The 26380-nt window shown below is 37.8% G+C and carries 28 protein-coding genes and 2 pseudogenes; 10 read left to right on the top strand and 20 right to left on the bottom strand.

Annotation, left to right across the window (positions count from 1 at the left end; genetic code table 11):
- Nucleotides 1-213 precede the first annotated feature (213 nt).
- The 9 genes from M1F25_RS12675 to rluE form a co-directional block, all read right to left on the bottom strand.
- Nucleotides 214-1338 carry a cupin domain-containing protein gene (locus M1F25_RS12675; protein WP_004253337.1) on the bottom strand — a complete coding sequence of 375 codons (1125 nt, stop codon included), beginning with the start codon at nucleotides 1336-1338 and terminating at the stop codon, nucleotides 214-216.
- A gap of 248 nt (nucleotides 1339-1586) precedes the next feature.
- Nucleotides 1587-3044, bottom strand: a complete 1458-nt coding sequence (gene phoQ, locus M1F25_RS12670; protein ID WP_172412197.1) for a two-component system sensor histidine kinase PhoQ — start codon at nucleotides 3042-3044, stop codon at nucleotides 1587-1589.
- Between the two features lies 1 nt (nucleotide 3045).
- Nucleotides 3046-3720, bottom strand: coding sequence for a two-component system response regulator PhoP (gene phoP / locus M1F25_RS12665; protein ID WP_004253350.1), 675 nt, complete (start codon nucleotides 3718-3720; stop codon nucleotides 3046-3048).
- 268 nt (nucleotides 3721-3988) lie between these two features.
- Nucleotides 3989-4759 (bottom strand): hypothetical protein, encoded by a 771-nt coding sequence (locus tag M1F25_RS12660; protein WP_004253353.1) that lies wholly within the window; start codon nucleotides 4757-4759, stop codon nucleotides 3989-3991.
- Between the two features lie 193 nt (nucleotides 4760-4952).
- Entirely contained in the window at nucleotides 4953-6323 is a 1371-nt protein-coding gene (purB, locus tag M1F25_RS12655) for an adenylosuccinate lyase (protein ID WP_094960444.1), read from the bottom strand.
- Between the two features lie 17 nt (nucleotides 6324-6340).
- Nucleotides 6341-6967 (bottom strand): high frequency lysogenization protein HflD, encoded by a 627-nt coding sequence (gene hflD / locus M1F25_RS12650; protein WP_004253359.1) that lies wholly within the window; start codon nucleotides 6965-6967, stop codon nucleotides 6341-6343.
- 2 nt (nucleotides 6968-6969) lie between these two features.
- Nucleotides 6970-8073, bottom strand: coding sequence for a tRNA 2-thiouridine(34) synthase MnmA (mnmA, locus tag M1F25_RS12645; RefSeq protein WP_140172584.1), 1104 nt, complete (start codon nucleotides 8071-8073; stop codon nucleotides 6970-6972).
- A 139-nt stretch (nucleotides 8074-8212) separates the two neighbouring features.
- Nucleotides 8213-8662, bottom strand: a complete 450-nt coding sequence (locus tag M1F25_RS12640; protein ID WP_094960446.1) for an NUDIX hydrolase — start codon at nucleotides 8660-8662, stop codon at nucleotides 8213-8215.
- Nucleotides 8655-9305 carry a 23S rRNA pseudouridine(2457) synthase RluE gene (gene rluE, locus M1F25_RS12635; RefSeq protein WP_181488060.1) on the bottom strand — a complete coding sequence of 217 codons (651 nt, stop codon included), beginning with the start codon at nucleotides 9303-9305 and terminating at the stop codon, nucleotides 8655-8657. Before rluE ends, M1F25_RS12640 begins: the two co-directional genes overlap by 8 nt.
- 540 nt (nucleotides 9306-9845) lie before the next feature.
- Between rluE and icd the strand changes: the two genes are divergently transcribed.
- Nucleotides 9846-11099 (top strand): NADP-dependent isocitrate dehydrogenase, encoded by a 1254-nt coding sequence (gene icd, locus M1F25_RS12630; RefSeq protein WP_004253371.1) that lies wholly within the window; start codon nucleotides 9846-9848, stop codon nucleotides 11097-11099.
- A 119-nt stretch (nucleotides 11100-11218) separates the two neighbouring features.
- Here icd and M1F25_RS12625 read toward each other — a convergent pair.
- Nucleotides 11219-11308 (bottom strand): annotated as a pseudogene (locus M1F25_RS12625) (hypothetical protein); the annotation flags it as partial.
- 86 nt (nucleotides 11309-11394) lie between these two features.
- On the opposite strand from M1F25_RS12625, the gene M1F25_RS12620 reads away from it, so the two are divergent.
- The 3 genes from M1F25_RS12620 to M1F25_RS12610 all read left to right on the top strand — a co-directional run bounded on the left by M1F25_RS12620 (nucleotide 11395) and on the right by M1F25_RS12610 (nucleotide 13266).
- Nucleotides 11395-11910: a ClbS/DfsB family four-helix bundle protein gene (locus M1F25_RS12620; protein WP_112308347.1), complete on the top strand. Its 516-nt coding sequence runs from the start codon at nucleotides 11395-11397 to the stop codon at nucleotides 11908-11910.
- 94 nt (nucleotides 11911-12004) lie between these two features.
- Nucleotides 12005-12751, top strand: coding sequence for a hypothetical protein (locus M1F25_RS12615; protein ID WP_181488058.1), 747 nt, complete (start codon nucleotides 12005-12007; stop codon nucleotides 12749-12751).
- Nucleotides 12752-12906: 155 nt separating this feature from the next.
- Nucleotides 12907-13266, top strand: coding sequence for a hypothetical protein (locus M1F25_RS12610; protein ID WP_181488056.1), 360 nt, complete (start codon nucleotides 12907-12909; stop codon nucleotides 13264-13266).
- A gap of 34 nt (nucleotides 13267-13300) precedes the next feature.
- Here M1F25_RS12610 and M1F25_RS12605 read toward each other — a convergent pair whose 3' ends face one another.
- Complete coding sequence (locus M1F25_RS12605) at nucleotides 13301-13627, bottom strand: hypothetical protein (RefSeq protein WP_094960455.1); 327 nt, start codon at nucleotides 13625-13627, stop codon at nucleotides 13301-13303.
- Nucleotides 13628-13753: 126 nt separating this feature from the next.
- Between M1F25_RS12605 and M1F25_RS12600 the strand changes: the two genes are divergently transcribed.
- Nucleotides 13754-14320: a hypothetical protein gene (locus M1F25_RS12600; protein ID WP_004253389.1), complete on the top strand. Its 567-nt coding sequence runs from the start codon at nucleotides 13754-13756 to the stop codon at nucleotides 14318-14320.
- A gap of 140 nt (nucleotides 14321-14460) precedes the next feature.
- Nucleotides 14461-14832, top strand: coding sequence for a DUF4113 domain-containing protein (locus M1F25_RS12595; RefSeq protein ID WP_255254482.1), 372 nt, complete (start codon nucleotides 14461-14463; stop codon nucleotides 14830-14832).
- Between the two features lie 265 nt (nucleotides 14833-15097).
- Here the strand turns inward: M1F25_RS12595 and M1F25_RS12590 are convergent.
- From M1F25_RS12590 to M1F25_RS12575, 4 genes and pseudogenes are all read right to left on the bottom strand, one after another.
- Nucleotides 15098-16228: pseudogene (locus M1F25_RS12590) on the bottom strand (SAM-dependent methyltransferase); the annotation flags it as partial.
- Between the two features lie 40 nt (nucleotides 16229-16268).
- On the bottom strand, nucleotides 16269-16526 hold the full coding sequence (locus tag M1F25_RS12585) for a YjhX family toxin (RefSeq protein ID WP_094960457.1): 258 nt from the start codon (nucleotides 16524-16526) through the stop codon (nucleotides 16269-16271).
- A 479-nt stretch (nucleotides 16527-17005) separates the two neighbouring features.
- A complete protein-coding gene (locus M1F25_RS12580; RefSeq protein ID WP_181488054.1) occupies nucleotides 17006-17236 on the bottom strand; it encodes a helix-turn-helix domain-containing protein in 231 nt (76 codons plus the stop codon).
- A gap of 55 nt (nucleotides 17237-17291) precedes the next feature.
- The gene (locus M1F25_RS12575; RefSeq protein ID WP_004253408.1) at nucleotides 17292-17615 is read right to left on the bottom strand and encodes a helix-turn-helix domain-containing protein; all 324 of its coding nucleotides are present in this window, start codon (nucleotides 17613-17615) and stop codon (nucleotides 17292-17294) included.
- Nucleotides 17616-18438: 823 nt separating this feature from the next.
- Here M1F25_RS12575 and M1F25_RS12570 point away from each other — a divergent pair.
- Nucleotides 18439-18795, top strand: coding sequence for an MmcQ/YjbR family DNA-binding protein (locus M1F25_RS12570; protein ID WP_165119709.1), 357 nt, complete (start codon nucleotides 18439-18441; stop codon nucleotides 18793-18795).
- Between the two features lie 53 nt (nucleotides 18796-18848).
- On the opposite strand, the gene tam is transcribed toward M1F25_RS12570, so the two are convergent.
- The 3 genes from tam to M1F25_RS12555 all read right to left on the bottom strand — a co-directional run bounded on the left by tam (nucleotide 18849) and on the right by M1F25_RS12555 (nucleotide 21102).
- The gene (tam, locus tag M1F25_RS12565; protein ID WP_181488052.1) at nucleotides 18849-19607 is read right to left on the bottom strand and encodes a trans-aconitate 2-methyltransferase; all 759 of its coding nucleotides are present in this window, start codon (nucleotides 19605-19607) and stop codon (nucleotides 18849-18851) included.
- Between the two features lie 67 nt (nucleotides 19608-19674).
- A complete protein-coding gene (locus tag M1F25_RS12560; RefSeq protein WP_181488050.1) occupies nucleotides 19675-20562 on the bottom strand; it encodes a PhzF family phenazine biosynthesis protein in 888 nt (295 codons plus the stop codon).
- Between the two features lie 330 nt (nucleotides 20563-20892).
- Complete coding sequence (locus M1F25_RS12555) at nucleotides 20893-21102, bottom strand: hypothetical protein (RefSeq protein WP_094960461.1); 210 nt, start codon at nucleotides 21100-21102, stop codon at nucleotides 20893-20895.
- Nucleotides 21103-21933: 831 nt separating this feature from the next.
- On the opposite strand from M1F25_RS12555, the gene M1F25_RS12550 reads away from it, so the two are divergent.
- On the top strand, nucleotides 21934-22323 hold the full coding sequence (locus tag M1F25_RS12550) for a nuclear transport factor 2 family protein (protein ID WP_096863880.1): 390 nt from the start codon (nucleotides 21934-21936) through the stop codon (nucleotides 22321-22323).
- 91 nt (nucleotides 22324-22414) lie between these two features.
- Here the strand turns inward: M1F25_RS12550 and M1F25_RS12545 are convergent, their stop codons facing one another.
- Together M1F25_RS12545 and M1F25_RS12540 are read right to left on the bottom strand one after the other, a co-directional pair.
- On the bottom strand, nucleotides 22415-23257 hold the full coding sequence (locus M1F25_RS12545; protein ID WP_181488048.1) for an MBL fold metallo-hydrolase: 843 nt from the start codon (nucleotides 23255-23257) through the stop codon (nucleotides 22415-22417).
- 207 nt (nucleotides 23258-23464) lie between these two features.
- Nucleotides 23465-25117 (bottom strand): methyl-accepting chemotaxis protein, encoded by a 1653-nt coding sequence (locus M1F25_RS12540; protein ID WP_112308353.1) that lies wholly within the window; start codon nucleotides 25115-25117, stop codon nucleotides 23465-23467.
- 357 nt (nucleotides 25118-25474) lie between these two features.
- On the opposite strand from M1F25_RS12540, the gene M1F25_RS12535 reads away from it, so the two are divergent.
- Nucleotides 25475-25813, top strand: a complete 339-nt coding sequence (locus tag M1F25_RS12535) for a GlpM family protein (RefSeq protein ID WP_004253427.1) — start codon at nucleotides 25475-25477, stop codon at nucleotides 25811-25813.
- 211 nt (nucleotides 25814-26024) lie between these two features.
- On the top strand, nucleotides 26025-26363 hold the full coding sequence (locus M1F25_RS12530) for a hypothetical protein (RefSeq protein WP_226616956.1): 339 nt from the start codon (nucleotides 26025-26027) through the stop codon (nucleotides 26361-26363).
- Nucleotides 26364-26380: the final 17 nt, after the last annotated feature.

Genomic DNA, 26380 nt, shown 5'->3' with positions numbered 1-26380 from the left:
AGGGGACATATTGCGAGTAGGTGCTAGCGGGATATAATATATATTAAAATAAATAATTTAGTTATTAATAATGATGTGTTAATTGTAGTCAGCGGTTTTCAATTGATGGTCAGGAGGGCGCTGCCATATCATACTAATAATATTATTTTTAATAAAAGACCCATAATGAATGGGCCTTTTTCACAAATATAAATTTAATATTATCAGTACCGATTAATCATCAAAATACCAATAACCATTATTAACGAGCGCAGTAAGCAGTGCGATGAAATTAACATCATCAATGGCATCAGCTAAATTTTCGCTATTAACGGCATCATAGCGGCATAAACTATCAGCGGCCTCATAACACTCAGTTTCCAAGCATTCACCATTAACAAAAAATTGGTCGCCAACGCGTAATGCTCTGAGACCATTTAATTTGTATAAGGTTTCTTGCTGAGTTTTTAGCAAATCATAGATTTCTTCTTGCTCATAAGGCGGTTCAGGTGGCGCAATGTCTAACTCGTGGCGTGATTGGGAGATAAACTCACCTAACCATTTGCGAAAGAGCTCAGGGTCATTAATGAGTGATTCCATCATCTCACGCAGCTTAATTTGTTCACCTTGCAAGATCTCCGCGGGGTTATCACGGAATGATAAATCAGGGTCACTATAGCGGTAGCTGCCTAAATCGTTAGAAATTAAGTGATCGGCAAAGCTACTGATTAATTCACGAGTATTTGGTGCACGAAAGCCAACCGAGTAATTTAATGAAGGTTCAATGGCGTAGCCTTCATGTGGGAACCCAGGTGGAATGTACAAAATATCGCCGGGTTCCATTTCTTCGTCTATGATGGCATCGAAAGGTTGTACTTGCAGTAAGTCAGGGTGCGGGCAATGTTGTTTCATTGGGATTTTTTCGCCCACGCGCCAACGACGGCGGCCTTCACCTTGAATAATAAATACATCGTATTGGTCGAGGTGAGGACCTACACCACCGCCGGGGACCGAGTAGGAGATCATTAAATCGTCCATTCGCCAGTCTGAAAGTACACGGAATGGTTTCATCAACGCAGAGCTTGGGTGATGCCAATGGTCAACAGCCTGAACTAAAATAGACCAATTTTCTTCACCGAGATGGTCATAGCTTTCAAATGGGCCATGGCCAACTTGCCAAATCCCTTCTTTATGGCTAACTAAACGGCTATCAACCTCATCTTCCATCGCCAAACCTGCAAGTTCGTCAGGCGAGATAGGGTCAATAAAATTTGCAAACCCTTTTTTGATAAGCAGTGGGCGCTTCTGCCAGTGACTGTCGAGGAAACTTTGCCAGTCGAGATTTAGTTTGTAATCCATCTTATTGTCCCTTGGAGCTGCTAAATATAGCTAATCAGTTTATTGCAATATACCCGGTCTCAATACTACAAAATGACCTATATGTGTAATGGTATGATGTTAAATAAACTTTATGAGAAACATATAGTAAAGGTTTATCTTGAGAGTAAACCAATCAGTTACCCTAAATTACTTTTCATAAAACACTTCACAAATAGTATACCGGAAATGGTTTGTAAAATAGGGGGTAAACGGACACATATCACAGATTAACTATCTTCAATCATAGATTGCTGCCTAAATGTGACGGATAAACGCGCTCCGCCAAGAGGGCTGTCACTAATTATGATTTCCCCGTCATATTGGTCGATAATATCCACTGCAATAGATAAGCCTAAACCTTGACCTGGGCGAAGGGTGTCTGCGCGTTGCCCTCGAACGAAGATCAAACTACGTTTGCTTTCAGGCACCCCTGGGCCGTCATCATCGACAACTAATGTTAAGCTATCAGCACCTACAACAGCACTAACTTCAACAAATTCAAGGCAATACTTACACGCATTTTCCATGATATTACCCATCACTTCCATAAAATCATTGGGTTGACCCAGCCATGTTGTTTCAGGAGAAACATTAACCGTTATAGAAACCCCTTTGTGCTGATAAACTTTATGTAGGGCACTTGCAAGGCTATCTAGTATTGATGGGACAGATGAAATTTCACGTAGCATCATGTTTTCATCACCTTGCGTTGATGCGCGGTGTAAATAATAACCCACCTGTTGAGAAATACGGCCAATTTGTTCAAGCATGATAGGCTCTGCTTGTTCAATGTTCATTTGTTTGCCTGAACGAAGTAGCCGCAATGTTGACTGTAAAACAGCTAAAGGTGTCTTTAAACTGTGTGTTAAATCAGAAAGTGTGGTGCGATATTTACTGTAGCGTTTTCGTTCATTCGTTAACAAAATATTAAGGTTGCGTACTAGGCCGCGAAGCTCATACGGTGGGTTCTCATCCAGAGTATCCCGTTCACCTTTTTCTAGGCTACTGAGTTGTGATACTAATGATTTAATTGGCCGTAGACTCCAATAAGCAGCTAGCCATAATAACGGGATGACTAAGATTAAATTAGCCAGCAAAACATAACCAAACCACTCCCAAACTAACCCGGTATTTTGTAAGTCTTGTGGTAGAGTATCTACAACGACTATGGTGAGTGGGGGCAGGTTTTCACTTGCTGCATATTGGTTGACGGACACGGAATGAGTCAGCGGTTCGTCATCGTTATCCATGTCATCTAACTTTGTATTGAATTCGGGGTTATCGTCTAGGAGTTGGCGGGTTTCACGAATATCCGTATCAATTTCATATAAGCCCTCTTTTTTTAGCCAATCATTACGGATCAGCCGTTCAACGCTAGGCACATCACGTTGGCGCCATAGCACAAGCCCTTGTTCATCATAAATAATAACCAAAGTTGGGTTATTCAAAGTAAAATTTGGTGGGACTCGGATGTCAATTTTATTATTTTGCCATTGGGCTAGGCTATAAATTAAGTTACTTTGGCTACGTAATAAGGTGTAAGTCGTTTTATCAAAACTAATTAAATACCCCAAAATCGCAACAATACCATAGGATAAAGTAAGCGCTAAGATTACCGCTGATGTTGCACAAAGAAAACGTGCTCGTAGCGAAAGGGGTTTGAACTTAAATTTACTTAGCCACATATTAGCCATTCACATCAAAACGATAGCCTTGACCGCGTACAGTAACAATTACATCATCACTATGGAATTGTTGAATTTTTTTGCGTAATCGGCCCATTAAAACATCGATAGTATGACTTTCTCTAAGTTCGGCATCTGGATAAAGCTGGCGCATTAACGAGTCTTTGCTAACCACTTTTCCATTATTGCGGAGCAGTGTTTCAATAATGGTGTATTCAAAAGCCGTTAATTTGACGGTTTCACCATTAACTGTAAATTCTTTACGTGAGAGGTCAATAACGAAATTACCTAATTCGAGAACTTGTGAAGCAAGACCGCTATTTCTGCGCATTAAAGCTTGCATACGGGCGACCAGCTCTTCTAGCTGGAAAGGTTTCGTCACGTAGTCATCTGCACCACTGTTTAGCGCTTGTACTTTTTCTTGCCAACTCTCCCGAGCCGTCAATACTAAAAGTGGAATATTGACGTGCTCGCCACGCCAGCGTTTTATCATGGAAAGCCCGTCTTCATCAGGTAAGCCCAAATCGACTACCGCGATATCTGGACAACTTTCGTGTAAAAAATAGTCAGCTTCTTTTGCGTCTTCAGCGGAGTCAACCTGATGACCCAGATCTTTAAGCTGTACGGTTAAATGGTGGCGAAGTAACGCATTGTCTTCGACAATAAGAATACGCATCGGAAACCCTCACATTGAAAAGAGATAGCTACAACTGATTCAAATAGTAGCACTAGTAACGCTATGGTAAAAAGAGTTCTGAATATCGACAAGAGATTAAGTAAATATAAATCAAACGAACCGGAAAAATAGTTTATTTTCACTAAGGCGCTGATATGAGGTGTTGATTGTGTAAATATGTGAAGAAATATAGTTGATAAAAAAATGAATATGACCTAGTTATATTTTTGTCTGCAAATAAAATTTAGAATTCTTAATAATCAATACATTAATTCTTTTTAGGAACACGTTGAATATAACGTAAAGAGATGAATTGAACAATTAATGCACAGATAATTGCTATGGTATAGGCAGCGAACAAATTAAATTTAGGTAACACGAGGCTTAAACTATAGAAGAAAACCGCAAAGCTGAATAGCCCCGCGACGAGTCCTCTCATAACTCGCTGAGCTGCTTGCGCGTTTATCATAATATATGAAAATACAGCTAATATTGACGCCATAAAAGGATATGAGGCTAAAACACCACTTGCTCCTGCACCAATAAATGGCGCAATTAAAGTCACCCCCACCACCAGCACGGCAATTAATAACATTCTCGCTGGTAAATCCCATCTGGGAGGAGATAGTTTTTTAAAATTCACGGGTACATTAGGTATAAAAATCATTGCTATCATCATAATTAGGATATCAATGATGAATAACATTGATTGAGAAAGCTGACTGACTTGTAAAATATAAGCGGTCACACTAAATGTGAGTGTCGCTATAATGAGAGCTTTGCAGCAGCCATATGCAACTAAAAAATAAAACACGACCGCAAAACAAGCCTGCGCAGCCGTTGCTGATAATGAGCCTAAAGTTGCTTGCGTGGCAAATTCTGTGCCATATTCGAGAGCAAGGAAAAAAGAGATAGGGCCAGAGGTCAACGGTAAGCCTACAATAAGGCCGCCAATGGATTCACCCCATCGGCGAGCAGCAAGGCTTGCTGTTAGTAATAAAAGCGGCGTGATAACGACTTTGAAAACGAATAGTTCCATTATCTATAGCCGCCTTAGTTTATAATACATATATAGGTAATAAATAGTTCGGATAGTGCATTAATAATATAACGATATGTTAAAGTAAGAACTGATTTAGCGGTGTGATATTAGTATCACTAATACGAGAAAAAATCGAAAAGATTAAGTAAAAAGGGCGACTTAGAAGCCGCCCTTTTTGAAAATATTGAGACTATTTTAGTTCGTCAATGAAAGTGACAGCGTAACCGATGTAGTTAGCCGGCGTCATTTCTTTTAAACGCGCTTTTTCGTGTTCTGGCAAATCTAAACCATCAATAAATTGTTTCATCCCTTCAGCGGTAACGCGTTTGCCACGGGTCAATTCTTTGAGTTTTTCATATGGCTTTTCAATACCATAGCGGCGCATTACAGTTTGAATAGGCTCAGCTAATACTTCCCAGTTTTGGTCTAATTCATCCAGTAAATGCTGTTCATTAACTTCTAATTTGTTTAAGCCTTTCATGGTTGATTGATAAGCAATCAATGCATAACCTAGGCCGACACCGAGATTACGTAATACAGTCGAGTCCGTTAAGTCACGCTGCCAGCGAGAAACAGGGAGCTTGCTCGCTAAATGACCTAAGACGGCATTTGCTAACCCTAAGTTACCTTCAGAGTTTTCAAAATCAATCGGGTTCACTTTGTGTGGCATGGTAGAAGAGCCAATTTCACCAGCGATTGTTTTTTGTTTGAAGTGATTTAATGCGATGTAGCCCCAAATATCACGGTCGAAATCTAACACGATAGTGTTAAAACGAGCGACACAATCAAATAACTCAGCAATATAATCATGAGGTTCAATTTGCGTGGTGAATGGGTTCCATTGGATGCCTAAAGACGTAACGAAGGTTTCGCTAAATTCGTGCCAGTTAACTTCAGGGTAAGCGACCATGTGTGCATTATAGTTACCAACTGCGCCATTGATTTTACCTAAAATTTCAACTTGTTGCAGCTGACGGAATTGGCGTTCCAAACGATAAGCAACGTTGGCAAACTCTTTACCAATGGTGGAAGGCGTTGCAGGTTGGCCGTGAGTACGCGATAGCAACGGCAAATTGCGGTACTCATGAGCCATTGTTTTGATTTTATCAATAATTTGACGCCATTGTGGCAGTAATACTTCTTCGCGAGCAGTTTTCAGCATTAATGCGTGCGAAAGGTTATTAATATCTTCTGAAGTACAAGCGAAGTGGATAAATTCAGAAACTGCATGAAGAGCAGGGATGTTGGCTACTTTTTCTTTTAGGAAATATTCTACAGCTTTCACATCATGGTTGGTTGTGCGTTCAATTTCTTTGATACGCATTGCGTCTTTTTCACAGAAGTTCGCGACAATTTCATCTAAGTAAGCGATTGCGTCAGCGTCAAATGAAGGAACTTCTTTGATTTGAGCGGTTGCAGCCAGTTTTTGTAGCCAGCGAACTTCAACTTGTACGCGAAATTTCAGTAAACCAAACTCACTAAAAATAGTGCGTAACGCGCTGACTTTATCACCGTAACGGCCGTCAATCGGGGATACAGCGGTCAGTGAGGATAATTCCATTGGTAGCAACTCCAGATTTAAAGGTGAGACAAAATATCTTTCGCCTGATTAGCCAGACGATTGCGAGAGAACATGAGTTGGATACGACTTCCACCAACTTGTTGCCAAAGCACTGCGCAGCGAATACCTGCGAGCAAAGTGGCTCTAACTTTTGCTTGAACGAGTGTATTTTTGAGAATGTCTGGGGAACCAGTGACTTGAATTCGAGGCCCAGCAGGGCTGACCACGTCGACGTAAATACCCGCAAGTGCGTTAAACACACCTTCAGAGAGCGGTTCAAAATAGTCAGCTTGGCGCTCAAATTGCTCAATACGTTGACCAAGTTGGTTCATCGCTTCTTGATTTTTATTAAGACGGCGCTCAAGTACCATAATACTTAACATATAACGTGTCATTTCAGCGGATAAACCACTGTTACCGCCTGTTAACATGCCTAACATGGCATTGAGACCAGTCTTTAAATTTTCGGCATCATTACCAAATACATCCAAAGTTGATTTTGGATTCATATTGGTGAGGCAATTGACCATGGTTTCAGTGTCTTTCTCGAGACAAACACCTTCATGTGCGAGTTTTTGAACCATCGCGCTTGCTTGGCAGATACCCGCTAAAGCAAGCGTAATGTCGTAATAGTTTTTTGCCACATTTACTCCTGAATACGGGCTTCAATAATACCGCCACCGAGACAGACTTCATCGATATAAAATACGGCGGATTGACCTGGAGTGACAGCCGCGACTGGGTAGTCAAATGCAACTTCAATGCGATCATCACTTAATGGGGTTATCGTACAAGGGATATCCGCTTGACGATAACGTGTTTTTACTACACAACGTAGTGGTTCAGTCATTGTTTTACGGTCAACCCAATGTAATTGCTGAGCAATTAACCCAACAGACATTAACCTAGGGTGTTCATGGCCTTGAGCAACGATAAGAATATTATTTTCAACGTCTTTATCGACAACATACCAAGGTTCTTCAGAGCCCTCTTTTGTACCACCGATACCTAAACCTTTACGCTGACCTAAGGTGTGGTACATCAAACCTTCATGTTGACCAATTGTTTCGCCATCGACAGTGACGATAGGGCCGGGTTGAGCAGGTAAGTAGCGGCCTAAAAAGTCGCGAAACTTACGCTCACCAATGAAACAAATCCCTGTAGAGTCCTTTTTTTTCGCAGTAACTAAGCCAATTTCTTCGGCAATACGGCGTACTTCAGGTTTTTCGAGCTCACCAACTGGAAAAAGGCTTTTAGCGACTTGCTCGTGACTCAGGGTATATAAAAAATAACTTTGGTCTTTGTTGCCATCTAAGCCACGTAATAATTGGCTTTTACCATCGATATCACGGCGACGCACATAATGACCAGTGGCAATGTAATCTGCGCCTAAATCTTCAGCTGCAAATTCTAAGAAAGCTTTAAATTTGATTTCTTTGTTGCAGAGAATATCTGGGTTCGGTGTGCGACCAGCTTTATATTCAGTTAAAAAATGTTCGAAGACATTGTCCCAATATTCAGCAGCGAAATTAATGGTATGAAGTTCAATACCCAGTTTGTCACACACGGCTTGCGCATCGGCAAGGTCAGCCGCAGCTGAGCAATATTCTGTGTCGTCATCTTCTTCCCAATTCTTCATAAACAGACCAGCAACCTGATACCCTTGTTGCTGTAACAAGTAAGCGGATACAGAGGAGTCAACACCACCGGACATACCGACGATGACTTTTTTTTGGCTGTTATCTGACATGGTACTATTATTTGACATGGAAATATCTCACTGCGGAAAAATCAAGCCCCATACTTTAGCATGTTGTTCCCGCATTACACCAGAGTTAGAGGGGAATATTATTGCTTGGTGAAATCTTCACCAAGCAGAAGTTTAGTGCTTAGCGATAATGATCGCCGTAAGCTGTTAAGATGTCGAGAGGATAATGTTTTCCTGTGAGAAAACAGCGTAAACTTTCAGCCACTAATGGTGAACGCAGGCAGTTGCTATCTAAAATTTCTTGGGCGGTCAGCCAGTGGCATTCGCTAATATCACTGTCTTGTGGCTGTGTTTCACAAATGGATTCAAGTTCTACGGCGAACAAAAAGCGGATAAACTGGGTTTTATCTGGGGCAATCCATTGGTGAATTTTAATTAATTGTGTTGGTGTGGCTTTGATTCCAGTTTCTTCTAGTAATTCACGTTCGGCGGCTTGCAAAATCGTCTCACCAGCTTCTAAGTGCCCAGCGGGTTGATTCCAAGTGGGTTTGTCATTTATCCACTCTTCCACGACTAAAAATTTGCCTTGAGCATGCACAACAGTTGCTACAGTCACATTAGGTTTAAACAACAGTTATCTCCTTCCATTCGCCAACTGAAAGATTTCCCAAATTAAATTCACCAATCTGATAGCGAATTAGCCTAAGTGTTGGAAAACCTATATTTGCCGTCATACGACGGACTTGCCGATTACGTCCTTCATATAAGGTGATTTTTAACCAACTGGTCGGGATATTTTTATGTTCCCGTATAGGCGGGTTTCTTTGCCATAGCCATTCTGGTTCATCAACTAGTTCGATCCCTGCGGGGAGCGTTGGACCATCATTTAATGTTAACCCTCGCCGAAATTTTAGCAATGCATCTTCGCTGGGAATACCCTCTACTTGAGCATAGTATATTTTCCCTGTTTTTTTCTGTGGCTGCGTTAAACGGGCCTGTAGTTTTCCATCATTAGTTAAAATTAATAGACCTTCACTATCCCTATCAAGGCGTCCTGCTGCGTATACGTCGGTGATTGGAATATATTTTTTTAATGTATCGCGGCCTTGTTCATCAGTAAATTGAGGTAAAACATCAAAGGGTTTGTTAAATAAAATGATTTTAGTTGATGTTTGCGAACTAACCGAAATCCGCTTAGTTCTATGCTTTAACGCAGTAGAGGTTGGCGAGTAACGATTTTTTTTTGGAACTGATTTTTTGTTCGGTCTGTTCATGGTCATTCAATGAGAATTTATTGGTTTTAATTTATGGCGGTTTATCCTATCTAGTGTAGGAGATTTAGCGGTTTGATCCTAGAACGTATTTTTCATGGCGATGTAATATTTAATTAACAACTTTAAAAACATTTAAATCAATAAAAACAATTTTTCATTTAAAAATAAGTACATATGAGTTTATTTGGATGACGATAGTGTGAGCGGAACGTATTTTTAATTTGAGTTAACTTGCTAGTATTATTTGTTGTTAGGAAAATATTTTAACAAAAGTTAAGTCATTCGCTCAAATGCGTCGTTGACAACTTTTCATCGTGGTTTGATTTATTTCTAATAATGGAAAGCTTAAATTAATTTATTGATTTAACAGTGTTTATAAATAGTTATTTGATTAACTTACAAGATAAAACAGTACGTTAAATGCGATCGGCATTGAAGCTTAGATGAGTAATCATTGGCGTTCGACGCAGATTGAAGTAGTATTGACACGTCTCTTACAAAAAATTAACAAGCAAAATACGCAAGTGAAAGGAGAGGTTAATGGAAAGCAAAGTAGTAGTTCCGGCAGAAGGCGCTAAAATTACCATTGATGCAAAAGGCAAACTAAACGTTCCGAACAACCCAATTATCCCTTATATCGAAGGTGACGGCATTGGTATCGATGTTACACCAGCAATGTTAAAAGTGGTTGATGCGGCAGTTAAAAAAGCCTACAACGGTGAGCGCAAAATTTCTTGGATGGAAGTTTACACCGGTGAAAAATCTACACAAATTTATGGTAAAGATGTTTGGTTACCAGAAGAAACCCTCGATTTAATCCGTGATTACCGTGTTTCAATTAAAGGTCCTTTAACAACTCCTGTTGGTGGTGGTATTCGTTCCTTGAACGTTGCACTACGTCAACAACTTGACCTGTATATCTGTTTACGTCCTGTTCGCTACTACAAAGGCACGCCAAGCCCAGTTAAACAACCTGAATTGACGGATATGGTTATTTTCCGTGAAAACTCTGAAGATATCTATGCGGGTATTGAGTGGAAAGCGGGTAGTGCAGAAGCAGACAAAGTTATTAAATTCCTGAAAGATGAAATGGGTGTGACTAAAATCCGTTTCCCACAAGACTGTGGTATTGGTATTAAACCTTGTTCAGAAGAAGGCACAAAGCGTTTAGTTCGTGCAGCAATTGAATATGCTATTGATAACGGCCGTGATTCAGTGACTTTAGTTCATAAAGGTAACATTATGAAATTCACTGAAGGTGCATTTAAAGATTGGGGATACCAATTAGCACAAGAGGAATTCGGCGGTGAATTATTAGATGGCGGCCCATGGGTTAAAATTAAAAACCCTAAAACAGGCAAAGATATCATTGTTAAAGATGTTATTGCAGATGCTTTCTTACAACAAATCCTGCTGCGCCCAGCTGAATATGATGTTATCGCGTGTATGAACCTAAATGGTGACTACATTTCTGATGCATTAGCAGCACAAGTTGGTGGTATCGGTATTGCACCAGGTGCGAATATTGGTTCTGAATGCGCATTATTTGAAGCAACGCACGGTACTGCACCTAAATATGCAGGCCAAGACAAAGTTAACCCAGGCTCTATCATCCTTTCTGCTGAGATGATGCTGCGCCACATGGGTTGGACTGAAGCGGCTGACCTAATCGTTAAAGGTATGGAAGGCGCAATCGAAGCTAAGACTGTAACCTATGACTTCGAACGTCAATTAGAAGGCGCTAAATTACTGAAATGTAGCGAATTCGGTGACGCAATCATTAAACACATGTAATTTATTACTTAGTGTGATTAATAACGGGAGCTTAATAGTTCCCGTTTTATTTTGCCTAGAAAAATTCTTCTGCAAAACCCCTGCAAAACTCTTCTGCAAAACAGGCTACAAAACAATCGTTATTTTATAGCTAAAACCTGCCAATTTTTTCCTCGGTCATCATGATATTTATCGGTCATTTTCTGTGACTTATGGCCAAGAAGTTTCTGAATATTAGTCAGTTTTTGTTACTAAAAATATCTAATGAATCTCTAATAGGCTAGGATAGTTTTAGTTCAGTTTATGGGGGAAAGTTATGCCTAGGCCATCTACTAAAGATGCATTGTTAGAATTAGCTGAAAAAAATTATAACGAATTGATGGATGTAATCGATTCGCTTTCATTAGAAGAGCAAAAAGGGATTTTTTCTTTTGAGGGAAGAGACCGTCAAATCCGTGACTGTTTAGTTCATCTATATGAGTGGCATAACCTATTTATTAAATGGGCTCAATCTAATCTGGACGGTAATTTTATTCCATTTCTACCTGAGCCATATAATTGGAAAAACTATCCTGAAATGAATATTAAATTTTGGGAAAAACATCAAAGTACGCCATTAGATACATCAAGAAACTTACTTGCGATTACACATGAGCAATGTTTAGAATTGATTAATCAGTTTTCAAATGAAGAGTTATTCATCAAAAAACATTTTAATTGGACAGGAACTACAAGCTTGGGGAGTTACGCAGTATCAGCAACATCTTCTCACTATGAGTGGGCTCTGAAAATAATCAAAAAGTACAAGAAAATTTTAAAAATTAAAACCTAGTGTACCAAGTTGTTTCGGCTGGTTTTTTGTTGCACTAAATAAGGTGTTGACCTAGTATCCGTTGAACTTAAGCTAAACTTATTGAGGCAATGGAATGAATAAATTACTAGTGTGCTTTTTGAGCATATCGATTTTAAGTTCTACTGGGTGCGTAACTGCGGCGGTTTGGGATTCGAACGCAGCAAAAGAGACCAAAACAAGGGAGTATGTTGATTTAAAAGATAATATTGCATCGGCTTTTGAATATAAAGATATTAGTGTAAAAAATAAATTAACTAATCAAAAATTAAGAGATATAGACCTTCCTAGCTCAGGTTATGGTTTTTTAGGTGATAAATATATTTATATATTAACGAATGGCTCTTCTGAATTAATGGAATTAAATGAGTTGGTTAAAGTAATTCCACTGTCAGCATTTAATAACCCTGAGGGAGTTATCAGAGTAGAGATAAAGCCAGATGAGCACAGAGAAGGATTAGTAAAATTTAATGACAGTTACTTTGTTTATATAGATAAAAAGTACACACTAAGCCCAGAGCAAGAGAAAAGCCTAAAGGATTTAGGTTTTAGCGAGAGTCGATTTGATAATGATAAGTCATGGGTTAAAACAATCTCGATAAGTGGCTATTTATTTGATAGGGACGGGATCACTCTTCCATCAGCCCCCAATGCTAAGCTAAACCAATCATATAAGGTTGAGTTTTATACTTCAGAGGAATACACATCACTTAGTGCTGGGAAATTGGCTGGCAATGTTATGATTACACCATTTACTATTGCTGCTGATATTATTGCGATGCCAATATTACTTATACTGTATGCAAATTACGTCAATAAGTAGTAAACAAATAGCAAAAACATTGATTAGGTCGCTCATGCGGCCTGTTTCTTTGCTTCAATTTGCACTCCCGCTGAGATAACACTCTATGTGCTTTTTATTGCCTGAAGCTTGCATCTATCCTAGAATTTACGTACTTAACTTAAATATGGTGATGTATGAAAAAGGGATTGGTGGTATTGCTTTTAGGTCTAGCTTCGTTTAGCTCATTTGTCAGCATTGCGAGTGTTGGCGCTAATGAACGGCCTGAAATTACAGAAGATGATGTAGTGCCAGATATGGCGGCAAGTATTAATCGACAGAAAGCACTTCTATATGGTGCGTTTGAAAAACATGGCAACATACGTACTTGTAAGCGTTTAGTTGATAACATGGTTGCTTTGGCTTATTCCCAAGGCGAAGCTAGCATGGGCTGTAAGTTAAAAGCAGATGACCCGAAGTATAAGGAAATACCAAATATTGAAGAATACTGCGATAAAGCTAAGAGTCTAATTAGCAACCTAAGCCCTAATGATTAACCTGCTTCGGCAGTTTTTTTGTTATGAGCATCGATTAAGGATATATCCAAGACTCGGGTTTATCATAAATACCACATTCATCATCCATTACTTTAGCATGTAGTTTTTTGGCGATTTCTAGCATTTTTATATAGAGGGCAGTATCAGGCCATTTGGTATAAATCCTACCTTCGTACCAGTCAAGCCAAGGTTCTTCGTAGGTGCTATTACCGAACCATAAAGCGTTAAACTCACCGTTAATAGCATTTATTTTTAGCTCTGGGTCTTGTTCAACAAGAGCTAGCCACTCATCGCTACTGATTGGATTGCTTTCACTATCAAACCAGCATTCAGCGCGAGTAATATGAAATTCTACACCCATACAGTCATCCTTATTAAATTAGTGAAAATAAAATATCACTTAAATACATAATCTGAAAGTGTGCTTTGCTTCAATTTGCATCCTCGCTAGGCTAACATTACTGAAACTAATTGATGGGATGGTGAGATGAAAGGATACGTAGTTGCTAGTTTGCTAATGATGACGTGCTTTGGTTCTGTTGCTGAAAATAATAAAGATACCGCTCCATTCGGGTTTAAATGGCAAGCATCGGTAGATGAAGTCAAAGAAAGTATTTCTGGCAATTACATCATTGTTAGTGAGGAAGTTAGTTGCCCAATAAGCAAGTTAAAGCTAATTAAGGCTAATGAAGAACACACAGGCAGTTGGGTGTATGAATTAGGGTTCTTTACTCCAAGGTCAGGCGATAATTTCATAGGATTGAACGAGGTTAGCTATAGCAAATCATCAAAAGATAAAAAAGCTATTGATGAGGATTTTAAAAATGTACGGGCTGAGCTCACAAGCCGCTATAAAGAAAAAGCCAACGAGAACAACACGCCAGATGAAATGTCATTCACCTATAATAGTCCTTATGTAACTGGTTTACTTGCATACGAGGATGGCTATGCAGGTTGGCAGGTAACCACGATTGTACTAAACACACCGACTTTAGATAGAAAAGAGTGGGCCGAGGTGTACGATAAAGCAAAATCTGAGTGCTTTAAGCAGTAAGATAAATAGTTAGTGTTAATTTCTGTCTAGCCCGTCCTTGGGCTAATTTCATTGCATTACCCAGCGATCATTGACCCAACTGGCAGGGCTGTCTTCAATATTTACAACCCAATCAGTTGAAGGTAGCAACGAAGTTAACTGTGAAAGTGCGTCAAGCCAATACTCAATTGATTCCATCAGTATACCCCAGCAGTGATACCAGGGATATTATCAATGCAGCAATGCGTGGGTTAAATACTATTTGGCGTGACGGTTACCGGTATTATAAAGCAGGCATCATACTATCTGATTTTACTGATTCAGATGTTACTCAGTTTGATATGTTTTCAACACAAAAGCCATTTCGTAATAGCGATGAGCTAATGAAAACATTAGACTCCATTAATAAGAGCGGGCAGGGTAAAGTGTGGTTTGCTAGTAAGGGCGGCGATAGCGGATACAAAATGAAAAGAGAAATGTTATCGCCTGCTTACACAACAAATTTTGATGAATTGCCAGTGGTTAAAAGCTAAGAAATGGGCTGAGCGTTTTAAATGTATTGCTGAATAAATAAAAGAATGCAGGGAGAAGAGCTGTGAAACACAAACAATATGGACTTTGCTTTTTGGCCTGACACAACTGGGACACAGAGCCAAATTGAATATAATTTTCTGCTCTGCCTTAACAACAGACATAGCTTGTATCCTTTGTAATCCAGTTTATAGGGAGCAGAACAATACATTTGTTCAATGCAAAGAAGAAGCCCCGGTATTTCCAAAAAATACCGGGAGTCTGTTGTTACCTGGCGATGAGCGCAAACACACCCCAGCCAATGTATTCCCGCGTGTAAGTCACGTGACGTTTCGGCGAGACCGTTAGCTCGGCCCTGACTTCTGCGGCGAAGTCGTCGTCAGGGTTAGCTTCCAACCAGCGGCGCATGGTCAGCCATTTCGCGGCCTCATACCGGTCCCAGCCTTCTTGGTCTGCCAGTACCATTTCCACCACGTCATAGCCGAGGCCGTCGAAAGCGCGGATAAGTTCAGGTAACGTCAGGAAATCAGCTATTGCGTTAACGCCACAGGCCTGAGCTATCTCTTCCGCTGCTGGTAGCTGACGCCAGTAGGGTTCGCCGATAAGCATGAATCCGCCCGGCTTTAAGCTCTGAGCCAGCAGCCCGACGGTCCCAGCAAACCCACCAGCAATCCATGTCGCCCCGATGCAGGCGACAACGTCGAATTTCTCCTCTGCAACATACCCAGCGGCGTCGTTATGTATGAACTGAACCCGGCTGCTGACGCCGAGTTCTTCCGCGCGGCGTTTAGCCTGTTCGCTGAACAACTGGCTCATGTCGATACCGACACCGGTAATGGCGTGATCCCGGGCCCAGGTACAAAGCATTTCCCCCGAGCCACTGCCGAGGTCAAGAATGCGAGCATCCGGCTTCATACGTAGTACACGGCCCAGCGTGGCGTACTTCTCTTCGGTGAACGGGTTGTGGATGCGATGTTCGCTTTCACTTATGGTAAAAATACGTGGGATATCCAATGCTGAATTCCTTTTATTGTGTTGAGTATTAAGAGGAAGTTCCTCTAAGTTTTTTGCTTTTTCAGCCAGAAGAGCAAATAGCTTCCCTTCAAATGTCTCGCTGACTGGCCAGTCGTGTCTTTTAGGAGGAGGGGGCAGGGTAAATCCGACATTATCGAGCAGGCTGAAGTACTCGTCATTGCGCAAGGCCGTCATCTGGCTGCCGAAACGGGTGGTATGACCGTTTGCTTCAGTTATTCCCTGACGTTTAACTTCTTCGAAAGTATGGACTTCAGTGAGCAGTCGGCCCCTAGGATCCAGCCGTAGTGCGCAGCGGCTGATGATGGTGCACGCATCCGCTGTGCTGAACACATTCCGTTCCCCAAACGTCATCATGATGAAATCGAGCGTCCTATCAAGGGGATTGATATCCATTATGCTCTCCTTAGCGGTTATCAAGCTGTGCACGAACATTATTCAGCCCGGTGGTGTTGATGCGGTACGGCTGACCGTTGACGGACTTGATAAGTTTTTTGGCTTTGAGTTTGTTGAAAGTGGAGAGGGTGCAGTCGGTGAGCAACAGCCCTTCACGGGTGTAGCATTCAACGGCGGTGATGCGACCAGACGCATCGCGGACGTGCGCGATACGACCACCTTTAGCGAGAACGTGTAAGATACGTTGTTCCTGACGGGATAAATTCATACTGGAAAACCTGTTTAATCATCATGTGCAAAACTCGCAAACACACTGCGGTGTTCGCATTCGATTTCAGCGCATTGATAATCAGTTCGGCCTGAAAAGGTCGATAAACTGATTATCGGATGATTACATTCTCCAGCATCAAAGCCTCGGGTTGAGTTGAAAGGTATTTACAAGGTTAATGTTAACACACAATTTAAATATGGGTATGTACAGTACAATAAAGTGTGATTTACTTCATCAAATTCCTTTTTTAACTTTGGCATGCTCCCCCGTTCATTCACATAGAATGCTGTTAGCAATGTCTGTTCCTCGAACAGAGCAGCACCATGAGTTCTGTTTATGGTTAGTTTAGTGCCAGAAGATGAATCCTAAGTTTTACTCAACTTAATGGCTTAGTTTCAAGTCTAAGAATAAAGAAAATTATGGGAGGAAGGTTAAAAGGCTAGCAGGAGCAAGCCTTCTAACGCGGGAGATATTGTTTAATTTCTCAGATAAACATTTAAAAATACGTTTATATGTATATTAAATATTTTAGATATGATTATTAGATGATCTGCATAAATTGAAGCATTTCCACTTTCATATTCGTTATAATGGCTGTCTGTAATATTTAGACTATCCGCCATTTCATGAGCTGATATTTTTTTATTTACTCTAATGTTTCTTATATATTCACCAAGGTTCTTATTTCTTTGTGTGGTTTTTTTCATTATTATCTTTCTATCTATTATATTGGTGTTAGCGCAGTATTTTATTTAAATTTATTTACAGATAAAGGTATTGATTTCTACGTGGCAATGAATTTGAATATAAACGCAATCCTAAATTAATAATTTCGCCATCACTCTCTAATTCTTTTAATAAAGAAACAAAGAAGGATTCGACACTAATATTTAATTTTATTAAAAATAGTAAAATTAGGCTGAATGATATAGTATTAATACCATTTTCATAGCGTGAAACCTGCTGTTGGCTGACATGAAGTAATTTGCTTATGTCTTCTCCGGTCAGGTCATTTTCAATGCGTTTTTGTCGTAAATAATTTCCAATTAAGATGTTTACTTTGCTATTTAAAATAGCACGATCCATATTAACCTCTATAGTGAGTAAGAATTTTCTGAGATAAAAATTAGTCAAATAATAATATTAAGTACAATCGTTTATAACGCTTGATGGAATATTTTTCATCGGTATAAACGATTGATACGAAAAAATCAATCGTTTGATTTTATTTTTGTTTGGACTTAATTCCATGATAAATAACAATTAATTTGATATTTCTTGTTTTTAAAATATTACAAGGCAAATGAAGTGGCAATTGCAAATACACGCAATAAGAGTATTTGCGGTTTCATTTTTTATGGTATCTTGAATATTAACTTCAATGATTAAATTATGCTTATTGTTTAGTATTTTATTTATTTTGTATTTACATTCGATTTTTCTTATTTAATTTATACATATAATAATATTATCATTTACAACGCTGTATCATTTTTGAAATAAAATATTATCAATTGAAATATTTTGTTACAATATAACTGGTTTACTAGTGATAAAACAATCTGGAAAATTTTCTTATGTGCTGATTTTATCGTAAATAATAATGTGCTTATATTAAATCTAGCCGCAATTATTTAGAGTATCGGCAGTGATTTTATATACTTGAGGAGATTAATTATGGAGGTTAAATTTTCACTTTATGTTTCAGTATGAAACTATTTCTTGAGGGATACAATGTTGGAATTCATACAGCTATACTGCTTTTTAGTGATATATAACGTATAACTATATGCAGATACTGTGTAACCCGAAGTCACGCTTTTTGAAAAAAAAGGTAGTGAACTAGAAGAAATGCAATAGTGAGGATGGCTGATATGGCTGAAGCTCATTAATGAACTGGAGTGATAACATGAACCGAAGTGAATTGGTTGATTATATTCAGCATAATTATGGCGTGGATCCTGAGACCCCTTGGGGGAAGTTCCCTGAGTATATTGTTTTTAGGAGAAGAAATAACGCAAAATGGTTTGCAGTTATTATGCGCATTTCATCAAATAAATTAGATACAAATAAAAATGAAGAGATGGTTAATATCGTCAACCTTAAAGCTCCCCCTGAACTCATTGGCTCATTGCGGTTAAAAGACGATATTTATCCGGCATATCATATGAATAAAGAGCATTGGATTACGATAAAGCTACCAGGGAGCCTTACCGATAGTGAACTCAAAGAGTTAATCGAAGATAGTTATAAGTTAACAGCATAACAGTTTATTATCTTGCTAGATTACCCCATCCTTAGGAAAAGTTTCTATACTAGCTAGTTAAGCTTTTTAGCAATGATAAATAATCGAGGAAATGGCATTAAAACATAGCCATTATCTTGTTTTGGGTAAGTTTTTGTTAATAATTCATGATAACGTGCGAGAAATTGCTCTTTTTGCTTTTCATTTAAGTTTTCAAGGTAAGGCCTTAACCCTGTTGCTCTTAACCAATCAATGATTGAACCAATAGATGGCATGACATGGTAATAAGTTGTTTGCCATATATCAACAGAGCAGGTAGTAGCTGAAAGCAAATCATAATATTCAGTTATTGATAAAAGTGCTGTTCTATATACCGCAGAAATGGATTGCTCATTGGCTACTTTGCGCATTAAAGCATGCGTGGGTTCATTCCAATTATTTGGCATCTGAATGGCTAAAATACCGCCACTTTGTAGTTGGTTAACTAGGTGAGGAAATAATACCTTGTGATCAGGTAACCATTGTAAGGATGCATTGGCAAATATAAGGTCCTGCTTGGTTTCAGGAACCCAGGTTGTGATGTTCGCTTCTGTAAACTGGCAATCAGGAAGATTCTTTCTCGCTTCAACTAACATAGCGGGAGAATTATCAACTCCCATTATTCTTGCTAATGGATACATTTCACGAAGTATCTGAGTTGAATTACCGGGCCCACAACCTAAATCAGTTAAATTACATGCGTTAGAGACATGAATATGACTGAGTAAGTCGTATGATGGACGAGTTCTTTCCCGCTTAAATTGTAGGTACAAGTCTGGGTTCCAATCTTGCATGTGTGAGCCTCATTGTATTATTAGATAATTAAATCATAACCTATGGCTGAGCATATTGCATTTCTGGCTAAATATGAATTATTTGCGTACCCATCAGAGCAGCTTGACCACCAACTTCTACCTGAATAATATTTTTTGTTTGCGAGTTAATTGTTACTTGAATTAATGACGGGCATCCCATTGCACGACCTTGTTCAAACAAAAAATGAGTTTCATTTGGTAAAACATAATTGACCAAATAGCAACCAAGGGCTCCGCTAGCACTGCCTGTTGCTGATTCTTCATTTATTCCGTAGAGCGGTGCGAAATTTCGACAATGTGCTGTGGTCGAAGAGTTATGGTTTAGCTCAAATACATGAAAACCGATAGCTTTGAATTCACGACTTAGCCTTGCTATTGCCTCATAATTAGGCTGTAGCAAATCTAAATGACCAGTTTTAACTGGAATAATAATGTCGGGTAACCCTGTTGAAACTATCATGATAGGTAAGCCTGTTTCAGCAATAACTTCGTTAGTTATGCCAAGGGCTGTTGCTACTTCATTGATACTGGGCCCATTGCGTAAGGTTGGTAGTGTTTGCTCCATAACGATGTTATTTGGGCTAACAGACACGCTCAGAATACCTGCTTTGGTTTTTTGAGTGTAAAGCCCATCAGTAAGTTGCTTAAGTGAAGCTAAAGTAGAAAACACAGCTAATGTGGCATGACCACAAAAATCAACTTCACCTTCAGCAGTATAGAAATCTACTATAAAATCAGTTTCTTCGCCGTTATAGACAAATGCAGTTTCTGAAAAACCGACCTGCCGCGCAATAGCAATTTTTTGTGAAGTGCTGAGTTTTGGCGGGTTGAGGACAACACCTGCTGGGTTACCACCAGAATTATTTTGTGTGAAAGAATTGACAAGGTATACCAGGATAGCTTGCTCAACTGAATCGGTATTTTTATTTTGCATGGGGATCTTATTGATTGGTCAAAATTTAACAAGAAGTATAGACAATATATTAGCATTAACTCATTGTATAATAGAATAAATATAAAAAATCTATTGAGATAACATGATAGCGATGCAGAACTCAATATTATAAAGAGTTAAGTTGAAGTTGATTGAATATTTGATATAAGTTGGGTGATTTATTTTGATGCAGGTGAAAATAATTGAAATATATGCTGCATAAAATTATGCGGAAGAAATATACAAAACCCTTCAATACCCAGATGAATAGTAAAAAATTTTATTTATATGGCAATAAAACTTATTATTACCTAAGCTAGGTAATAAGTCTCAACCATTAGAGCAATGTTCAAAGCTATGTTTAAGTTGTTTAATAGCATATTTTTCTATGTCTCTTAAACTCATATTCATGGTATCCAACCCTTTGATATCCATTTTAAGTGTATGAGTGGAGTTGTCGTCACCGATCAAAGTTATATGCAAGCCTGTAACTTTTGTATTTTCTTCTAATATATTTACTTGAGTTAGATTAAATCGCATAAAAGTACCTTTTATGTAAATTATAATTATTAATTAATTTACTCTAATTGCATGTTTATTTCCTTTACAAATAGTTAAAAATTGTAACTGTCATTGTTCTTAAAATTATCATAATAAATATATAAATTTCTCACGATTTATTACTTAAGTTTAAGTTATGGAGACGTCATCACCTATAGTATCCATGATAGATGCCTATTCCGTTGAATAATCGTCCGATTTATCCAATAAGATCTAGTGGGTAGCAAAATGAGGAAAATATCACAGGTTATTGAAGGGCGTTGTTTCTAAGGTATGCCATCATTTAGCAAAAAAAAGCCCCTGCAAGCAGGGGTATCTAATGGAAATGTATATTTATAGTTATTGTTATAAGGTGCCTGTTGTTTAGATAGGCTATCAGATAATACCAGTGATTAAGGATTAATCCAAATCAGAGTAAGCATAAAATTAAAATAAATGTTTTACAGGGGGGGCTTGCGTTTGAAATTACTAAGCAACTAATTGTTTTTTAATATTAATTTCTTTTTTTAGAACCTAATTCCAAGTGAGTGTAACTACATGATATCTAATGCTTATGATTAACTTATTGAGAATAATACATAAATCAAACTAAAGTTGGCGAGATGAATGTAAGGTTTTGACTGAATACAAAAACATAATAAGAGTAAAAACGAGTATTATTTTATAGATTATCTCACGGACAAATGGGAAATTATTGAAGTATAGTATAGGAACATAATTAAAAAGATAATTAAATCGGTTTTGACTTGAAATATAAAATATTACTCCCATAACAGCTATAAATAATCTTTTTAATGTAAGGGATAAAAGATGACTAATGCACAGTGGGTAATACAAGCATTAAATGCGGTATTGGGTGAGAATATTGGTTCATTGCCTGTGGCTAAACAGTATTTTTCGGATAAATATATTCAAGTTGTTGATGGAAAACAAATTGATTTTAATGAATTTATTGCACATCTGCAGGTATTGAAAGAAGCCACTGAGTCGATTGTTATTACTATTAAATCTATCGCAGAGGGGGATGGATGTGTTCATACTCAACATCTGGCAAAAGCCACTAAAAAAGATGGTTCAGTAAGTGAATTTGAGGTATTCGCTTGTTTTCAAATAGAAGATGGAAAAATTACCCGTTGCGAAGAATTAACAAGAATGGTTAAAGGTAATAATACTGATGAAGATTTAGGCTCAAGAACCTAAATCTTTATTGCTTGTACAATACTGAATACTACTATTGTGGGTAAAACCTATATTAAAACAAGGTTTTACCTTACTTCTATTCTATCTTATATTAACTTGGGTAAATTAACTGTAATCCAGTACCAACTTCTTGTACTGGTGCATATTTTGCCAAATGTATTTTTGCGTTGAGATCTGTACAGTGGCATGGGTGTATAAATTTTATATCCTGCTGGTTAAAGTAATTACCTGTTTTTTCCAAAATTTCTTTTGATGCTTGCTGTAAATGAAATCCACCTATGACAGTGACAATATTATTTATGCCAGTTACATGCTTTGCATATTCAGTAATATTACAAATTCCAGAATGAGAGCAACCCGTTATTACAATTAGGCCTTCAGACGTTTTAATTGCAAGTGCTGAGTCATCAAACACATAGTCATCAATGATATTATGATTGAAGTCGAGTGTAGTACCAATTGGCTCTTTTCCCTCAAAACTATTGAGTCTAGGAATTTGGCCTAAAAAAATTATATTTTCAGAAAGATAGTATGGTTTTGTCGCTTCTATACAATGAAAATAAGAAGCTAAAATGTCTTTAGATGTATTTGTCCCGATGACTTTAGATTGAAATTTTTTGGGAATTAGCGCATCCGGATGGTATATCAGGTGTTTAGTTTCAGGTGCTTCAATGTTACGGTGGTCAAAGTGTTGAATTAGGTGACCTAAGCCCCATGTATGATCATTGTGGCCGTGAGAAAGCACCAGGTCAGTAATATCGGCAAGATCAATATGTAAAATATTCGCATTATCAATAAATATATCTGAATAACCTGTATCGAATAATATTTTTTTATCATCAGCTTCGATATAGTAGCAAACACCGGGTTCACCACAAAAATAACTATCAATCAGGGTATTATTATCTACAAGAACAGTAATTTTTATTGTCATCATGAGCTCATGTTTAATAGAAGTAATCGTAATCTGTTGTATCAGATAAACAGTAACAAATTACTAAATGGCGATAAAATATAATTATAAAAAATGAGGAAATGAGAGGAATATGAGAAAATTATAAAAAAGGTCGGAGGCGACTATCGAGAGTCAACCTCCTAAATAAATTGCGATATAAGCTTATACATTGCTAGGCAAATTTTTTTACTTCTTTACTTCTTGTTGAATTTCATCACCTGTTTCATGGGGATTGGTTGGCTCTGTATGAAAAATAGACATAATATCTTCTAATAGATCTGATTGAGCTTCTAAAGCTTTTAAGGATGATTGCAACTCACGAGTCATAGCTGCATTCGCTTGAGTGGTGTTATCTAATTCATTGATTGCTAGATGTATTTGACTCACCCCATGGGTTTGTTCATTTGAGGCAAGCGCAACACTTTGGATCATTTCATTGATATTAGATGTGTCTTGTGCAATTGAAACGATATTGTCATTTGCATCCGCTGCTAATTGGAAACAGTGGTTAATCTTATCATTTGAATTATTAATCAATAGCTTGATTTCTTTGGATGCTTGAGTACAACTAATTGATAATTCGCGCACTTCATTTGCGACGACCGCAAACCCTTTGCCATGTTCACCCACTCTGGCAGCTTCTACAGCGGCATTCAATGCTAATAAATTAGTTTGAAAAGCAATATTATCAATGGTTGAAGTGATTTTACTGATTTCTTTTGAAAAATCGACGATATCATCCATATTTTCTACAACATCAGAAATAAGTTCATTGCTTTTTTCAATGGTTACACTTGTCTCTGACATCAATTGGCACGATTGGTTGGTGTGAGCTGTATTTAATTTAAAAGATGAATCAAGTTCTTCGACACTGGCTGCGGTTTCGACAATTGCCGCGGCTTGTTGATCTGCTCGAATAGAAAGGTCGTGATTCATCTGGGTGATATCTCCAAGCTCAACTTTTATATGATGAGTGTTGTCATAGATATTTTTAACGATATCAATCAGCTTACTTTGCATATTAGATACATGCTGTTTAAGTAATTTAATTTCATATAAACCTTTGTTATCAAAGGTATGATATAGAACGCCATGGCTAACTTTCTCAATACCATCAATAACTTGGTTTAGTGGGCGAATAAAGAAAAGCTGTAGAATAAATCGAATAAATAGAGTCACGAGGATAACGATTGAGATAGTAACGATTAAGCCAATCAAACTTTGCTTATACAATTGCTCACTTGCAAGAGCAATATCATGATAATTACTATTTAACTGTTGATGATAATTAACGTAGTTTTTCTCAAATGTATCTTGAAACCCTTGAGTAGGTTGGTTTAAAAAGTCATATGTTTTTCCTTGAACTAAAAATACAGAAAGTTCATTCAATGCAGCATATAACGCTCTATATGATTTTTCTAGTTCAGCAAATTCATCACCGTTTTTATAGATTGAGGTGGATGTGAATGCATCCCAATAGTTTCCTGTTTCTGTTATTTTTTTATGATAAAACTCGATGAGGCTATCTATGTCAGTGTTTGATGTTTTCATCTTGTTGATAACCAATAAATGACGAGAGCTAGCGCGATTCAATGTGTTTCTTGCTTGTAATAAAGATTGCCACGTATTATTCAGTTGTGTTTGTTCATTATAAATAGTGTCGAGTTTGAATAATGTCTCTTGATATTGCTTTAAAGAACTAAAGAAAAACCAACAGGTTGAAAGAAGAAGGACGATAAGCAGGCCTGAAATAAACCAGACTAGAGTTGTCGTTTTAAAACCAGAAAAAGAGAATTTAGGTGAACTAAAATTAATTTTTTTTAAATTACCAGACATCATTGATTATTTCCTTTCATACCATCGAGTAGTATGTTTGAACGCATACTAAGTACGACTTCTAAACATAACGTGATTAACCATGAGCAAATCGAAGCTGTCCGATAGCTAAAAAGTTATATGTAGTCACGCGGAAGCATCAGGCGTAGGGACTAAATGAATGTATCGGCACTAACTCTGGATACTTTATATCCAACAATTTGACTTAGCTCATAAAATTGAAAGTAATTAAGGGGTTTTACTGATCGAGAGAGAATGGGAGGAAATAATTGTTGTACATTGCTACTTAGAATACAGTTAATTTACGAATTATTTGTGATAATAATAGTCAACCTTTAAAACTTTGGCTTTGAGTGCGGTATGCTTTCTTTATTCTTTAAATGCCTTTTAGGCGCTTTAGCTGTATTGATTATTGCACTATTTTCGCGTAGTAAAATTTACTATATTGCAGGTTTAGTTCCATTATTTCCTACATTTGCATTAATTGCACATGTTATCGTTGTACAAGAACAAGGCACAGAAGCACTAAGAAAAACGGCATTGTTTGGGCTGTGGTCACTCATCCCTTATGCAATGTATTTATTAACGGTATATTTGCTAGCAACGAAAATGACGGCTTGGGGAAGTTTAAGTATTGCAACTGTTATTTGGATAATAACAGCAGCAATATTGGTTTATATATGGCAACTCACTCAATAAATAACATAGGGAGAAATAATTAACTGTAAATAATGATAAAACTAAACTATCACGATAAGCTGATAGCTTAAGCCTTATGGGCTATAGTCGCAAAAATCTAAGTATTAACTATAATGATAAGCAGTGTTTTCCATTGAGTTGTACAGTTAAAATGTTATTAAGAACCTTGGTATTATTATTAGTTGCTGGTTGCGCGTATATTGCAGGAATTATGACTGAAATTAAACTTGATCCTGAGTTAGATACTGAAGGTCGAGTGAAAAGTTCTGTCGAAGATTTTCTTGCTTACCCCTCAGCTGCAAATTATAAAAATGTTCAATACTATGTATTGACCAAAAGTGAAGAGGGGGATGAAACTGGCTATTATTGTGGCGAAGTCTTTGGTTTTGAAAATGAATTACCCCATGGCTATAAAAGGTTTATCGTTAGACTCCATAAAAATAGAGCTGGCAAGGTAATGATATCCATTCCTTTTGTAGAAAAAACAGATGATATTATTCCCGCAGAGCAATTTGAATCTGTGTGGGACAGGTATTGTAAAAGAAGCTAATTTAATATAGCTCGTTG

It is taken from the genome of Providencia sp. PROV109 (assembly GCF_033681625.1).
GTDB classification, from domain to species: Bacteria; Pseudomonadota; Gammaproteobacteria; order Enterobacterales; family Enterobacteriaceae; genus Providencia; species Providencia hangzhouensis.
The sequence above is the reverse complement of the archived record's forward strand: the minus strand, read 5'-3'. Positions and strand labels throughout refer to the sequence as shown.